Annotated in this window: 12 protein-coding genes and 1 rRNA gene; 7 read left to right on the plus strand and 6 right to left on the minus strand. The window is 70.4% G+C overall.

The annotated features are described in order from the left end of the window. Positions 1 to 93, plus strand: a 5S ribosomal RNA gene (gene rrf, locus ABZ880_RS34065); the annotation flags it as partial. Positions 94 to 192: 99 nt separating this feature from the next. On the opposite strand, the gene ABZ880_RS34070 is transcribed toward rrf, so the two are convergent. Genes ABZ880_RS34070 through ABZ880_RS34090 form a run of 5 tightly spaced genes read right to left on the minus strand, consistent with a single transcriptional unit; the run spans position 193 to position 5818 of the window. Next, entirely contained in the window at positions 193 to 1503 is a 1311-nt protein-coding gene (locus ABZ880_RS34070; RefSeq protein ID WP_361270911.1) for a DUF58 domain-containing protein, read from the minus strand. After that, positions 1503 to 2492: a MoxR family ATPase gene (locus ABZ880_RS34075; protein ID WP_361271329.1), complete on the minus strand. Its 990-nt coding sequence runs from the start codon at positions 2490 to 2492 to the stop codon at positions 1503 to 1505. Before ABZ880_RS34075 ends, ABZ880_RS34070 begins: the two co-directional genes overlap by 1 nt. Continuing rightward, complete coding sequence (locus tag ABZ880_RS34080; protein WP_361270914.1) at positions 2492 to 3682, minus strand: DUF4350 domain-containing protein; 1191 nt, start codon at positions 3680 to 3682, stop codon at positions 2492 to 2494. Before ABZ880_RS34080 ends, ABZ880_RS34075 begins: the two co-directional genes overlap by 1 nt. Beyond that, positions 3679 to 4461 (minus strand): DUF4129 domain-containing protein, encoded by a 783-nt coding sequence (locus ABZ880_RS34085; RefSeq protein WP_361270917.1) that lies wholly within the window; start codon positions 4459 to 4461, stop codon positions 3679 to 3681. The genes ABZ880_RS34080 and ABZ880_RS34085 overlap by 4 nt, the downstream gene beginning before the upstream one ends. A gap of 4 nt (positions 4462 to 4465) precedes the next feature. Then, positions 4466 to 5818 carry a hypothetical protein gene (locus ABZ880_RS34090; protein WP_361270920.1) on the minus strand — a complete coding sequence of 451 codons (1353 nt, stop codon included), beginning with the start codon at positions 5816 to 5818 and terminating at the stop codon, positions 4466 to 4468. A 140-nt stretch (positions 5819 to 5958) separates the two neighbouring features. On the opposite strand from ABZ880_RS34090, the gene mtnA reads away from it, so the two are divergent. Continuing rightward, positions 5959 to 7107 (plus strand): S-methyl-5-thioribose-1-phosphate isomerase, encoded by a 1149-nt coding sequence (mtnA, locus tag ABZ880_RS34095; RefSeq protein WP_361270923.1) that lies wholly within the window; start codon positions 5959 to 5961, stop codon positions 7105 to 7107. A gap of 235 nt (positions 7108 to 7342) precedes the next feature. On the opposite strand, the gene ABZ880_RS34100 is transcribed toward mtnA, so the two are convergent. Continuing rightward, positions 7343 to 7774 carry a DUF6233 domain-containing protein gene (locus ABZ880_RS34100; protein ID WP_361270925.1) on the minus strand — a complete coding sequence of 144 codons (432 nt, stop codon included), beginning with the start codon at positions 7772 to 7774 and terminating at the stop codon, positions 7343 to 7345. 335 nt (positions 7775 to 8109) lie between these two features. Between ABZ880_RS34100 and mtrA the strand changes: the two genes are divergently transcribed. From mtrA to raiA, 5 genes are all read left to right on the plus strand, one after another. Beyond that, positions 8110 to 8799 carry a two-component system response regulator MtrA gene (mtrA, locus tag ABZ880_RS34105; RefSeq protein ID WP_187283109.1) on the plus strand — a complete coding sequence of 230 codons (690 nt, stop codon included), beginning with the start codon at positions 8110 to 8112 and terminating at the stop codon, positions 8797 to 8799. Position 8800: 1 nt separating this feature from the next. Further along, positions 8801 to 10858, plus strand: a complete 2058-nt coding sequence (gene mtrB, locus ABZ880_RS34110; protein WP_361270927.1) for an MtrAB system histidine kinase MtrB — start codon at positions 8801 to 8803, stop codon at positions 10856 to 10858. Beyond that, on the plus strand, positions 10848 to 12683 hold the full coding sequence (locus tag ABZ880_RS34115) for an LpqB family beta-propeller domain-containing protein (protein WP_361270928.1): 1836 nt from the start codon (positions 10848 to 10850) through the stop codon (positions 12681 to 12683). Before mtrB ends, ABZ880_RS34115 begins: the two co-directional genes overlap by 11 nt. A gap of 116 nt (positions 12684 to 12799) precedes the next feature. Then, complete coding sequence (locus ABZ880_RS34120; RefSeq protein ID WP_361270931.1) at positions 12800 to 13777, plus strand: ComF family protein; 978 nt, start codon at positions 12800 to 12802, stop codon at positions 13775 to 13777. A gap of 310 nt (positions 13778 to 14087) precedes the next feature. Beyond that, positions 14088 to 14780, plus strand: a complete 693-nt coding sequence (gene raiA / locus ABZ880_RS34125; protein WP_361270933.1) for a ribosome-associated translation inhibitor RaiA — start codon at positions 14088 to 14090, stop codon at positions 14778 to 14780. The last annotated feature ends 175 nt before the right edge of the window (positions 14781 to 14955 follow it).

The following is a 14955-nucleotide window of genomic DNA, read 5'->3' on the forward strand; positions in this document are numbered from 1 at the left end:
ACGCCCGGTTACATTCCGAACCCGGAAGCTAAGCCTTACAGCGCCGATGGTACTGCAGGGGGGACCCTGTGGGAGAGTAGGACGCCGCCGAACAAATCATGAGAAAACCCCCGGCCGGGGATACCGGTTCGGGGGTTTTCTGCATTTCGGGGCGCTTGATTCGAGGAGCCCTCCGGGGGAGAGCCCCTCGAATTACAGACGTCCTGCCGTCTTCAGGGCCAGGTATGCATCTGCCAGTGCTGGTGCCAGTTCGTCCGGTGTCTCGTCGACGACCGTGACTCCATGACGGCGGAGCTGCTCGGCGGTGCGGTGGCGTTCGCTCTGGGCCTGTGCGGCGGCTGCAGCCTCGTACACCGCCTCGGTGTTTCCACGAGCCGTCGCCATGCGGGCGACATACGGATCCGCCACGGATGCCACCAGAATCGTGTGGCGTTGGGTGAGCTGAGAGAGGACGGGCAGCAGGCCTTCTTCTACTGGTGCCGCATCGAGGCTCGTTAGCAGGACGATCAGGGAGCGGCGGGGAGCCGTACGGAGAGCGGTGGCTGTGAGGCCTCGGGCGTCCAGTTCGACTAGTTCGGGTTCGAGTGTTGCCATTGCGTTGACAAGGGATGGGAGGACGTCGCGTGCCGTCCTGCCCTGGACGAGGGCGCGTACCCGGCGGTCGTATGCGAGCAGGTCTACGCGGTCGCCGGCGCGGGATGCGAGTGCCGCCAGGAGCAGGGCGGCGTCCATGGAGGCGTCGAGGCGTGGGGCGTCGCCCACGCGGCCTGCTGAGGTTCGGCCTGTGTCGAGGACGACGAGGATGTGGCGGTCGCGTTCGGGGCGCCAGGTGCGTACGGCGACCGTGGACTGGCGGGCCGTTGCGCGCCAGTCGATGGATCGGGTGTCGTCGCCAGGGACGTATTCGCGCAGGCTGTCGAATTCTGTTCCTTCGCCGCGTGTGAGCACGCTTGTGCGGCCGTCGAGTTCGCGTAGGCGGGCGAGTTTCGAGGGGAGGTGCTTGCGGCTGGTGAAGGGCGGCAGGACGCGTACCGTCCAGGGGACTTTGTGGGTGCCCTGGCGGGAGAACAGACCGAGGGGGCCGTAGGAGCGGACTGTCACGCGGTCCGCCTGGCGGTCGCCGCGGCGGGTGGGGCGTAGGCGGGTGGTGACGCGGCGGCGTTCGCCGGCGGGGATTGTGAGGCGGTGGCGGGAGGCTGCCACCTCGGTGCCGGGCTCCCAGCTGCTCGGCGGCCAGGCATCGCGCAGGCGGGCCCGGAGGAGGCGGTGGGACGGGTTGGTGACCGTGAGGGTTACGTCCGCGGTCTCGCCCAGGCGTGCGGTCGTGTCGCCGGAGCGGGTCAGGCCGAGGCGTCGTACCGGTGCTGCGAGGGCGAAGTCGCAGGCGCAGGCCACGGCCAGGGGGGCGTTCACGGCGAGGATGCCCGTCCAGCTGGGGTCCCAGATGCCGACGGGGAGGGAGCCCAGAGCCGCGAGGAGCGCGGCACGTCCGGTGAGCGCCATCAGCGGGGGACGGGGACGTGGGCGAGGATCGCGTTGATGACGGAGTCGGCCGTGACGCCTTCCATCTCTGCCTCGGGGCGGAGTTGTACGCGGTGGCGGAGGGTGGGGAGGGCCAAGGCCTTGACGTCGTCGGGAATGACGTAGTCGCGGCCCGTGAGCCATGCCCACGCGCGCGAGGTGGCCAGGAGGGCGGTGGCGCCGCGTGGGGAGACGCCTAGGGTGAGGGACGGGGACTCACGGGTGGCTCGGCAGATGTCGACCACGTAGGCCGTGATTTCGGGGGAGATCGTGGTCTTGGCGACTGCGGCGCGGGCGGCTTCCAGATCGGCGGGGCCTGCGACCGGGCGCAGGCCGGCGGCGTGGAGGTCGCGTGGGTTGAAGCCCTCGGCGTGGCGGGTGAGGACGTTGATCTCGTCCTGGCGGGAGGGGAGAGGGATCGTCAGTTTGAGGAGGAAGCGGTCCAGTTGGGCTTCGGGCAGGGGGTACGTGCCCTCGTACTCGACGGGGTTCTGCGTCGCGGCGACCAGGAACGGGTCCGGGAGGGGGCGCGGGGTGCCGTCGACCGTGACCTGGCGTTCCTCCATGGCTTCCAGGAGGGACGACTGGGTCTTCGGCGGGGTGCGGTTGATCTCGTCCGCGAGGAGGAGGTTGGTGAAGACCGGGCCCTGCTGGAAGGAGAACTCGGCGGTGTGGGTGTCGTAGACCAGGGAGCCTGTCACATCGCTCGGCATCAGGTCGGGAGTGAACTGGACGCGCTTGGTCTCCAGTTCGAGTGCGGATGCGAGGGCGCGGACGAGCAACGTTTTGGCGACCCCAGGGACTCCTTCAAGTAGTACGTGTCCGCGGCAGAGGAGGGCGACGACGAGGCCGGTCACGGCGGGATCCTGGCCGACCACGGCTTTGGCGATCTCGGCGCGCAGGGCTTCCAGGGAGGCGCGGGCCTTGCCCGGGTCCCCGGTGTACCCGGCGTTGTCAGTGGTCGGGTCCATCATGGACGGCGTACCTCTCTTTCGAGGGCGTCGAGTTGGTCGGCGAGGGCGATGAGGGCCGCGTCGTCGCCGGGCGGCGGGCCGAAGAGGAGCGCGTGCAGGGATTGTCCGTCGCCATGCAGGTGGGCGGACAACGCGGGGAGCAGGGCCTCGGGCGCGTGCGCCTGGGCGACGGGGACGCCTACGAGGGGGGCGAGGCGGGTGCGGGTGGTGGAGCGAAGAGCGGTGGCCGCGCGGTCGCGGGCGTTCGCCTTGCGGTAGAGGCGGGCGCGGCCTTCGACGGTTTCGGAGGCGCGGATCGCCACGGGGAGTCTTTCGGGCACGAGGGGGCCCAGTCGGCGTGCCCGCCACAGGGCGGCGAGGGCTGCCGCGATGAAGAGCTGCAGTGTGCCCCAGAGCCAGCCGGCGGGGAGCAGGTCGAAGAGGCCCTTTTCGTCGTCGGTGGCTGCGGTGTCGGAGAGCGAGGGGAGGTACCAGACCAAATGGGGGCGGGAGCCGAGGAGTTGGAGGGCGAGCGAGGCGTTGCCATGCTTGTCGAGACGGTCGTTGAAGAGGATGTCGGGCGCGCCGATGACGACGGTGTCGCCGTCCCCGGAGGTCTCCGGGATGCGCAGCAGGGTGGCGAGGCGCTGGCTGGGGTAGCACTCGTCGGCGTCGAGGTGTGTGGTGGTGTACCGGATTCCGCCCGTGTCGGCGCTGCCCGCGCGCCGGGCGTCGGCCAGCGCGCACTTGGGGGAGAGCGTCGAGTCGAAGCTGGTCGCGGGGTCCGAGGTGACGCCGGGGGCGAGCCTTTCGACGGACCAGCTGCCGGGGGCGACGAGCATGGTGCGTCCGCCGGAGCCGTCGACCGCCGAGTGCAGTCGGGTCTGTTGACGGTGCGTCAACCGGTCCGGGACGGCGACCAGGAGGGTGGTGTCGGGGGCTGCTGCGGCGCGCGCCTCGTCCAGGGTGGTGACCACACGCGTGGACACACCACGGTCGGCGAGGAGTTCGGCGACGGCGCGGCTGCCGTAGGGGTCGACGGATCGCGGGTCGAGTTCGCCGTGTCGGCTGTCGGAGCGGATCACGGCGATGGCGACGGCCCCGACCAGGAGAAGGACGACGGCGAGGACGATGCCTCGTGCACGGGTCCACACCTGGCGTGCGGTGGGCGAGGCCGAGGTGGACGGGAGCATGGCCTCCGTGGTCATTCGGCGGCTCCCTGGCGGGCGTTGTGGGCCGTGCTGGGGGTACTGCTCGCGAGCTGCGGTTTGGTGCGCTCGAGCTCTCGGTCGAGTTCGGCGATGCGGCGATACGACTGCTCGGTCGCCCTGCGGCCGCCGTACGTCACGTCGTCGAAGTCGCGGGCCGCGGTGCGCAGTCGGTCCGTGTGGGAGGGGAGTGCGCGGCCCGCTTCTGCGGCGGCCTCGTCCGCGGTGCGGCCGGGGCGGACGTCGAGAAGTGCGCGCTCCTCGAGGGAGCGGACGATGGCGCGCATGTGTTCCTGGACGGCCTGGTTCCAGTGGCCCTGGGCTGCGTGTGCCTCGGCGGCCGCGCGGTGTTCGGCGGCGCTGCGGGGACGGTCGTCGAACAGGGCCGCGGACGAGGTGGGTTGGCGGCGGGGTGTGCCCAGGCGCCACCAGAGTGCGCCGAGTACTGCGAGGACGGCCAGGATGACGACGACGAGGCCGAGTGTCCCCCCGGGTGTCGCGGCCGCGGCTGAGCCGAACAGTTTGTCCACCCAGTCCCAGAATGCGTTCAGGGCGCGTTCCAGCCAGCTGGGGTCGTTCTCGTGGTACATGCGCTTGGACAGCTCGCGGCGGGCTGCTTCCCGCGCTGGATCACGCGGGATCGTCACCGGCGGCTCGTCGCCGGAGCGCGCCAGCGACAGTACGGATGTGTCGCCGACGCGCAGGAGGGCCCGTACGGCAGATTCGGCAGCGTGCGGCAATCCCGGCACCGCTGTCAGAACTCCCCCCGTTGTGCTCACCGCATCAGCCTCCGGAGCCGGCGCTGGTGCCGTAGCCCTGGACACCGGCGGCGCGGGCCAGTTCGAGATCGAGGGCCTCGCGGCGGATGCGCTGGTCGATGTAAAGGAGCACGGTGACGCCGGCATTGATCGGGAACGTGATCATGGAGCCGATCACCGAGCCGATGCCGCTGATGATGAGGAAGGTCCAACCGAGGTCGCCGCCACCGCTGTTCAGGAAGCCGGTGAAGCCCTCACCGCCGAACGCTGCGGCGAGGAAGGTGAAGGGGATGACGATGATCGCCGAGATGATGTTCGCGATGATTCCGGCGAGCAACTGGATACCGAAGACACGCCACCACGAACCGCGGACGAGCTTCGTGGACCGGCTCATCGACTTCACGACGCCCTGCTTTTCCAGCATCAGCGCCGGCGAGGCCAGGGAGAAGCGGATCATCAGCCACAGCGCGACGATGCCTGCACCGATGCCGCCCAGCACGGCGAGCGCGATGCCCGGGCCGGTGCTTCCGAACACGGCCACGAGGATGCCGGGCAGCACGCCCACGAGGATGATTCCGGCGGTGATGAGGGGGAGCAGGCAGATCAGGCCGAACAGCTTCACGACCTGAGGGCGGGAGTCGCGCCAGGCCTCGCCGGCCGTCACCGGCTTGCCGAGGACGGCGCGGCTGGTGACGGTGGTGAGCAGCGCGGTCGCGGCGACGGTGGCGATCAGGGTGATCACGGCGACGGCGCCGGAGCTGGCCATGACTTCGCCGAAGGCGCGGGCCAGTTCGCTCGCGGTGGCGCTCGGATCCTCGAGGGCCGCGGTGCTGGCGTCGTTCAGCACAAGGCCCTGCAGCAGGATGACGAGGACCTCCGTGACCACCGCGACGGTCAGGGAGATGCCCAGGACTGTGCGCCAGTACGTGCGCATGGTGGAGACGGCGCCGTCGAGGATCTCGCCCACGCCGAGCGGGCGGAGCGGGATGACACCGGGCTTGGCCGCGGGCGGGGGACCGCCCCAGGCGCCTCCCCAGCCGCCGTAGGGGCCGTAACCGCCATGTCCGCCGTATCCGCCGCCCTGGCCTCCGTAACCACCGGGGCCGCCAGGGGGTTGGCCACTGCCCCAGCCCGGGCCGGGCGGTGGGGGCGGCGGGGCCTGGCCGGGGCTCGGCGGGCCGGTGGGTGCGGACCACTGGCCGGCCGGCGGCTGCTCCTTGGACCACTTCGTGCCTGGGCCGTGCGGATCCGCACCCGGCTGGTCGGCGGGCTGCGCGGGGCCGGGCCGGTCGGCGGGTTCGGCAGGGCCGGACGCGCCGGGCTCCTGCCCGTCGGACGGGGCAGATCCGGGCGAGGCCCAGCCCGGAGTGTCTTTCATCGTCGCTCCTTCACGGTGCCCGTCCGCGGTCGCGGCGGCAGGTTGGCAGCCATCGTGCCATGGGGTGGTCGCCCAGGTACCGGCCGCGGTATGGGCAGCACACCTTCAATTGTCCGCCGGGTAAGGGGCAGACTGATCGCATGGCTGATCAGCACGCGCAATCCGGCGAGGACAGCAGGCCGACCGAGATACCGGCGATCCGCTGGGAGGAGCCACCCGAAGGCCCCGTACTGGTGCTTCTCGACCAGACGAGGCTGCCGGCAGAGGAGGTCGAACTGGTCTGTACGGACGCACCCGCCCTGGTGGATGCGATCCGGTCGCTCGCCGTGCGTGGGGCACCGCTGCTCGGCATCGCGGGAGCGTACGGCGTCGCGCTCGCCGCCGCGCGCGGCTTCGACGTGGACGACGCGGCAACTGCGCTGTCGGGGGCCCGGCCCACCGCGGTGAACCTTGCCGTCGGTGTGCGTCGGGCGCAGTCGGCCTACCGGGCCGAGTTCGCCAAGAACGGCGACCCCGAGCGGGCGGCAGCGGCGGCGTTGACCGCGGCGCGGGCGCTGCACAAGGAAGACGCCGAGGCCAGCGCTCGTATGGCCGAGCGTGGACTGGCACTGCTTGACGAGCTGTTGCCCGGCGGTGGGCACCGGATCCTCACGCACTGCAACACCGGGTCGCTGGTGTCGGGCGGTGAAGGGACGGCGTTCGCGGTGGCGCTCGCGGCGCACCGGACGGGCAGGCTGCGGCGGCTGTGGGTGGACGAAACGCGTCCGTTGCTGCAAGGCGCCCGCCTGACGGCTTATGAGGCGGCGCGCAGCGGCATGGCGTACACCTTGCTCACGGACAACGCGGCGGGCTCGCTCTTCGCGGCCGGCGAGGTGGATGCGGTGCTGATCGGGGCGGACCGCATCGCGGCCGACGGTTCGGTGGCGAACAAGGTGGGGAGCTATCCGCTCGCGGTGCTTGCGCGGTACCACCATGTGCCGTTCATCGTGGTGGCACCGGTGACGACGGTGGATTTGGACACTCCGGACGGGGCGTCCATCGAGGTCGAGCAGCGCCCTGGACATGAGGTGACCGAGGTCACGGCACCTCAGGTGCCGGTGGCGGGAGCGGAAGCAGGGGGCGGGGTTCCGGTGGCACCCCTGGGCACCCAGGCGTACAACCCGGCGTTCGACGTGACTCCGCCCGAGCTGGTGACGGCGATCGTCACGGAAGAGGGCGCCGTTTCGCCCGTGACGGCTGAGGCTCTTGCGGAGCTGTGTGCCAGGTCGCGCCAGGTGACGATTGGCTAAGGGATGATGTCGGCTCGATCGACGACAACGGCCCCTCCACCTGCGGCCATTCACGGGGCGAGGGGCCGTGATGTCCAACGGCGACATCATCGAGTGTTGTGGGCCAGGCCGAGGAGCTCGCCGTCCGCGCGTACGCTCCGGTCGCCCGTGGGTGACGGTGAGTGGACGATCACGCGAATCGGGCCGGACACGCCTTGAGGATCATCCGGGATGTACGGCTCCGCACCCCGACCCGTCATTCGAGGATCCCCAGTTCGGTGTCCGGACGGCAGAAGGCGCACGCCTCCAGTTGGGCGTCCGTCAGGGCCAGGCGGGCCTCGTGCGCGCTCACCGGGTGTGTCATGTAGGTGGTCATCGTGCAGTCGTCCAGGTGGACCGCGGCCTCCTGCGGGCCCGTCGGAGTTCGGCGCTGCTCGATCATGAACCCCGTCGTTGCCCGCTCGCTGCGGGTCAGCGCAGGCCCCGAGGCCGGCCGCGCTGCCGTCGGGGCTCGCGTTGACGGGCCAAGCTTGGCAGGGTTTCGGTTCTCGGCCACGGCGAGGGCGCGTCGTACGGTCTCGACCTGAAGGCGCAGGTACGTGACCACGGTCTCTTCCTCGGCGAGCTGGTTTTCGAGGTACCCCAGGATCGCCCGCAGGCGGGGAGGATCTGGGGGTAGCTCGCTCACATGTTCGATTCAAACACCACGGCTCTGCCCCGTCGAGGCAGGGGGTATGCGCTCGCGCCCGGCGCCCTGACTCAGGGGCAATGGAATGCACCGCTTGAGGGCTCCGGCGGACGCGAGCGCGTCTGAACAAGGGCGCCGGCGCTCGGTACTGTCGCGGCCCGGCGAAGAGCCGCAGGGCCGACCGAACGGTCAGCCGACCCCTACCCTGGGTAGCTGACATCCGTTACTGACATCGACGTCGCGGGACAGGGGCAGACAGTGACGGCCCAGTACGACTATCGTCACGGCCCAGTGACCATGCTCACCTGCACCTTCACCACTGTTATGAGAATGGGATGATGTCGTTTATGAAGGGACGAGTCCTTGTCGTCGACGACGACACCGCACTGGCCGAGATGCTCGGCATCGTGCTGCGTGGTGAAGGTTTTGAGCCGTCTTTTGTAGCCGACGGGGACAAGGCGCTGGCTGCGTTTCGGGAGGCCAAGCCTGATCTCGTGCTGCTCGATCTGATGCTGCCGGGGCGGGACGGTATCGAGGTGTGCCGGCTGATCAGGGCCGAGTCGGGTGTGCCGATCGTGATGCTCACGGCCAAGAGCGACACCGTCGATGTGGTGGTCGGGCTGGAGTCCGGGGCCGACGACTACATCGTGAAGCCGTTCAAGCCGAAGGAGCTTGTCGCCAGGATCCGGGCGCGGCTGAGGCGGTCGGAGGAGCCTGCACCGGAGCAGCTTGCCATCGGGGATCTGGTCATTGACGTGGCCGGTCACTCCGTCAAGCGGGACGGGCAGTCGATTGCGCTGACGCCGCTCGAGTTCGATCTGCTGGTGGCTCTTGCGCGCAAGCCCTGGCAGGTGTTCACGCGTGAGGTGCTGCTGGAGCAGGTGTGGGGTTACCGGCATGCTGCGGACACCCGACTTGTGAATGTTCACGTGCAGCGGTTGCGCTCCAAGGTCGAGAAGGACCCCGAGCGGCCGGAGATCGTGGTGACCGTGCGGGGTGTCGGTTATAAGGCAGGACCGAGCTGAGATGACTGGTGACAGTGCCGCTTCGGCGAACGGGTCGGCAGGGGCCCGCGCGGGGCGGCCTGTCGGCCGGAAGACGGCGGGTGGCCGCTGGGGGCGCCTGCTGGAGGGCGGGTTGCTGCAGGGCGGGGTCCAGGGCAGTCCGGTGCTGCGGTTGTTCATGCGCTGGGTGCGGCGGCCGCTGCTGCCCGTCATGCGGCTGTGGCGGCGGAATATTCAGCTCAAGGTCGTCGTCACGACCTTGTTGATGTCGCTGGGTGTTGTGCTGCTGCTCGGGTTCGTCGTGATCGGACAGGTGCGCAACGGGCTGCTGGACGCCAAGGTGAAGGCCTCGCAGAGCCAGGCCACGGGCGGCTTCGCGGTCGCCAAGCAGAAGGCCGACGAAGCGGCCGCCGGGACCAGCGACGACGGCATCACGGTGGACGGCCGTCCCTCGCAGAACGTCATCCAGTGGATGAGTGACCTCGTGTCCTCGCTGTCCAGCGGCGGCCAGGGCGCCTTCGACGTGGTGACCCTGCCGGCGGGCGAGGACAGCGGCGGCGGGCGTGGACCGCGTGCCTCCGGGGACGTCGACCCCTCCGCCAGTGTCCCCGAGGACCTGCGCGCGCAGATCAACGAAAGCACGGCGGCCGCCCAGAGCTACACCCGCATCATCTACAGCAACGACAAGGACTCCCAGCCCGCGCTGGTCATCGGCAAGCAGGTCAACGACCCCAACGGCGACCCGTACCAGCTCTACTACCTCTTCCCGCTCACGCAGGAGGAGAAGTCGCTGAGTCTGGTCAAGGGCACGCTCGCGACCGCCGGACTCTTCGTCGTCGTACTCCTCGGGGCCATCGCCTGGCTCGTGGTGCGGCAGGTCGTCACGCCCGTGCGGATGGCTGCCGGGATCGCCGAGCGGCTGTCCGCCGGGCGGCTGCAGGAACGTATGAAGGTCACCGGCGAGGACGACATCGCGCGGCTCGGCGAGGCCTTCAACAAGATGGCGCAGAACCTGCAGCTGAAGATCCAGCAACTGGAGGACCTGTCGCGGATGCAGCGGCGGTTCGTGTCGGACGTGTCGCACGAGCTGCGGACGCCGCTGACGACCGTACGCATGGCCGCGGACGTCATCCACGAGGCGCGCGAGGACTTCGACCCGATCACCGCGCGGTCGGCGGAGCTCCTTGCCGACCAGCTGGACCGGTTCGAGTCGCTGCTCGCTGACCTGCTGGAGATCAGCCGGTTCGACGCGGGCGCGGCGGCGCTGGAGGCGGAGCCGATAGACCTCAGGGAGGTCGTACGGCGGGTCGTCAGCGGGGCCGAGCCGCTCGCCGAGCGCAAGGGCACACACATACGCGTGCTCGGCGACCAGCAGCCCGTCGTCGCCGAGGCGGATGCCCGGCGTGTGGAGCGGGTGCTGCGCAACCTGGTCGTCAACGCCGTGGAGCACGGCGAGGGCAAGGACGTCGTCGTCAAGCTCGCCGCGGCGGGCGGGGCGGTCGCGGTCGCCGTGCGCGACTACGGTGTCGGGCTCAAGCCCGGCGAGGCCACGCGCGTGTTCAGCCGCTTCTGGCGGGCCGACCCGGCACGCGCGCGCACCACGGGCGGTACGGGCCTCGGGCTCTCCATCGCTCTGGAGGACGCGCGGCTGCACGGCGGCTGGCTGCAGGCGTGGGGCGAGCCGGGCGGCGGTTCGCAGTTCCGGCTGACGCTGCCGCGGACCGCGGACGAGCCGCTGCGGGGCTCGCCGATACCGCTGGAGCCCAAGGACTCGCGGCGCAACCGTGGACTCAATGACGCCGGGCTGCCGCGCGGAGGCGGGGAGAAGGTCGCCACCGTGCCCGCACAGCCGGCGGGGGACCAGATACCGCAGATAGCCCAGAGGCTGAACGGTGCGACCCCCACCGCCGACCCGACGGCGCTGCCCGGCAGCGGCGCGCGCGTCGTGCCGCGGCCCACCTCGGGCGCGTGGCGACAGGACGAGACGCCCACCGAGGGCGGGGCGGGGAGCGGGACCTCGAGCCCGGAGACCGGGTCGGAGGACTCGAACAAGCATGGGGAGGCATTTCGTGGGCGCTGACCGCGAGGGGTGCGCGCGGCGCAGACCGGTGCGCGCGGCGGCGTACGGCGCATGTGGTGTCGTACTGCTGGCAGGGTGCGCCTCGATGCCCGACAGCGGAGATCTGCGCGGCGTCGACTCCACTCCGCGCCAGGACACCCAGGTGCGGGTCTTCGCCATGCCGCCCCGGGAGGACGCCCAGCCCACCGAGATCGTGTCGGGCTTCCTGGAGGCGCTGACCAGCGACGACCCGAACTACTCGACAGCCCGTCAGTATCTGACGGGTACGGCGTCGAAGACGTGGAAGCCGGGGCTGGCCACCACGGTCCTCGCGGACGGACCGGGCACCGAGCAGGACCACTCGGGCGGTAGGGAGGACCCCGGCAACGTGTCCTTCACGCTGACCGGTGCCAGGGTCGCGCGAGTGGACGCGCAGCAGTCGTACGCGCCTGCCAGCGGGCACTACACCGCGCTGGTGCACCTCACGAAGGACAAGAAGACCAAGCAGTGGCGCATCGACAGCCTTCCGCAGGGCGTCGTCATGGGGAAGTCGGACTTCCAGCGCAACTACATGTCGGTCAACAAGTACTACTTCGCCTCGAACGCCGCGGCGGGTACGACGACCCAGACGGCGGCCGTCGCCGATCCCGTGTATGTGCGTCGGCGGGTGGACCCCATGACACAGATGGTGCGTTCCCTGCTCAACGGGCCCACGAACTGGCTCGATCCCGTGGTGCGGACGAGTTTTCCCACCGGTACGGCGCTGAAGAAGGGCGTCGCTCCGCTGACGCCCGACGACCAGAACAAACTGACCGTGCCGTTGAACGAGAGTGCCGCCCGGGTCGGGCAGACCCAATGCACCGAGATGGCGTCTCAGCTGCTGTTCACGCTGCAGAACCTCACCCCGGCAGTGGACGAGGTCGAGCTGCAGTCCGGCAGCAAGCGGTTGTGCTCGCTCAACGAGGCCCGGGCCGACGATGCCGTAGCCCGAGGTTCGGTGGAGTCTCCCACCTACCTGTACTTCATCGACAGCAAGCACCGGCTCGTACGGATGGGCGTCCGCAACAGGGGCACCAGTGTCGAGCCGGTGCCCGGTGCGCTCGGCGAGGGCGCCAAGGAGCTGCGCTCGGTGGCCGTGTCGCGCGACGAGGACACCGCGGCCGGAGTCGCCGGCGAAGGCAGGGACCTGTACGTCGCGTCGCTGGTGTCGGGCGGTTCGCTCGGGGACCCCGTGCTGACCAGTCAGGGCAAGACGGCGCAGGACCGGCTGACGGCACCCAGCTGGGACGCCCACGGCGACCTCTGGGTCGCCGACCGCAACCCCGACGACCCCCGGCTGCTCCTGCTGGAAGAGGGCAAGGGCGAGCCGCTGGTGGTGCGGACTCCGGGCCTGGACGGCCGCGTCCAGGAGGTGCGGGTGGCCGCCGACGGGGTGCGGGTGGCACTCGTGGTGGCGAAGGGCGACAAGACGTCCCTGCTCATCGGGCGGATCGAGCGGCGGCAGGAGTCGGGTGAGGACCGGCCGACCGTGTCGGTGCTGGAACTGCGGTCCGCGACACCGGAGTTGGAGGACGTCACGACCATGTCATGGGCCGGGGACAGCCGGCTCGTGGTGGTCGGGCGCGAGCAGGGCGGCGTACAGACCATGCGGTACGTCCAGGTCGACGGCTCCACGCCGGAGGGGCCGGCGCCCGCGGCGCTCAGCGGGGTCAAGGAGATCACCGCGGCCGAGTCCGACGGGCTGCCGCTGGTGGCCTACTCGGAGGACGGGATCGTACGGCTGCCGACCGGGGCCCAGTGGCAGAAGGTGGTCGCGGACGGGGTGGCGCCGGTCTATCCGGGGTGAGTCCCGGGCAGGTCCTTTTGTCCGGGTGAGCCCCGCGGACGAGTTGTCCACAGGGAGTCCTCCAGAGTTTTCCACAGGGGTGGCCGGCGGGCTCGGGCGTTGGCACAGTGGTGGGCATGCGGGGGTGGTGGCAGGACCTCACCGACCTGGTGCTGCCGGCCGAGTGCGGAGGCTGCGGGAGGCCTCGCACGGTGCTCTGCCCTGAGTGCCGTGCCGCCCTGAGCGGGGCCGCACCGAGCCGGGTGCGACCGGTGCCGGAGCCGTCCGGGCTGCCCGTGGTGCACGCGGCCGCCCGGTACGCCGACGAGGTGCGGGCCGTGCTGCTGGCCCACAAGGAACGGGGCGCACTGGCCCTCGCAGCACCGCTGGGCGGGGCCCTGGCGGGGGCTGTGCGGGCCGGGTTGCAGGACCCCCGGGCACTGGGCCACGGGGGTGTGTCGGCGGGGCTCAGGGACGCGCAGAGCCGCCCGGTTGCGGGCGGGGATGGGCCGGTGCTGCTTGTTCCCGTACCATCCGCGCGGGCGGCGGTCCGGGCGCGAGGACACGATCCGGCGCGCCGGATCGCGCTTGCCGCTGCGGGCGAGTTGCGGCGGTCCGGGATCGCGGCGCAGGTGCTCTCCGTGCTGCGCCAGCGACGCGCCGTGGCCGACCAGGCGGGGCTCAACTCCCGGCAGCGGATGGACAATCTCGCGGGCGCGCTTGCGGTGGCACCCGGCGGGGCAAGGCTGCTTCATGGCGGACGGATCGTGCTCGTCGACGACCTGATGACGACCGGTGCGTCCCTGTCGGAGGCGGCTCGTGCCGTGCGGTCGGCGACCGCGGAGCAGGAGACGGGAGCGTACGGGAGGAGGGCAGAAGAGGGCGTCGCGTATCGGCGGATGTCGGGGCCGGAATCGTACGGCGAGCCAACTACGGCCGTGTACGCGGCAACTGCTCGGGAAGGCACAGAGGAACCGATGGCTGGATCAGCGGACGAAGGGACCGGCCGTATGCACGTCGTGCCGGGAACGGCGGGTGCGGGACGCGCCGGTGACCTGATCTGCGCAGCCGTGGTCGCAGCGTCGCCGGATGCGTTCGAAATAAACCGGAACTGACTGCGAACTTGCATCGTTGCAGGTAATGAGAGGGTCAATTCACCTGAACGGAGGTACGCCGCGGTAGAGGGTGACGACATCCGTCCAGGCGAGATATGTTCGGTTGTGAGGGAAAGGCGCAGGCCATACCCTCTCGTATCCGAATGCCGAGCTGCGGGTTTCTCACTATCACCCGCGCCGGTGGAGTGGAGATCTTGCCCGCGGGGGAGGAGGTGGAAGTCACCGAGTCCGAGGTTCCGGAGCACCGGAGCCTGGTGCAAAAGGGAGATGCTCCGCAGCGAGGCGGAGCGATCCGGGAACGGAGTTCTGCGTGGACATCGTCGTCAAGGGCCGCAAGACCGAGGTGCCCGAGCGGTTCCGCAAGCACGTGGCCGAGAAGCTGAAGCTGGAGAAGATCCAGAAGCTCGATGGCAAGGTGATCAGCCTCGACGTCGAGGTGTCCAAGGAGCCCAACCCCCGACAGGCCGACCGTTGCGACCGAGTGGAGATCACGCTCCGCTCCCGCGGTCCGGTGATCCGGGCGGAGGCAGCGGCCAGCGATCCGTACGCGGCGCTCGACCTGGCGGCGGAGAAGCTGGATGCCCGGCTGCGCAAGCAGCACGACAAGCGGTTCTCGCGGCGCGGCTCGCGCCGGATCTCGGCTGCCGAGGTCCCCGACCACGTCCCGGGCGCGGCGACACTCAACGGGAACGGCCACCCGGTCCACGAGGAAGAGCCGGACGGCGTACCCACCAAGAAGATCGGCTCGCTGGAAGTGAAGGGTGAAGGCCCCCTCATCGTCCGCGAGAAGACCCACGTCGCCTCCCCGATGACTCTCGACCAGGCCCTCTACGAGATGGAACTGGTCGGCCATGACTTCTATCTCTTCGTCGACTCCGAGACGAAGGAACCGAGTGTCGTCTACCGGCGGCACGCCTACGACTACGGCGTCATTCACCTCAGCACCGACCCGATGGTCGCGCAGGCGCAGTCTCCCGCGCCGGGCGGCACGCTGGGCGGCTGACGCACGCGACTGACGGATGAGCCTGTGCCCCTGGAGCGCCTGTGCGCCCCCAGGGGCACCGGTGTGCGGCCAGTTCGTGCCCTGCTCTGTCACCGCGTTGTCGTCCGGGCATGGAATCATGGCCGCAATGGCCCAACCGGTGGGCCGTTGCCTTGGGTTGGAGATGGCGCAGCAC

The sequence above is a fragment of the Streptomyces sp. NPDC047043 genome, assembly GCF_040644055.1.
Taxonomy (GTDB): Bacteria; Actinomycetota; Actinomycetes; order Streptomycetales; family Streptomycetaceae; genus Streptomyces.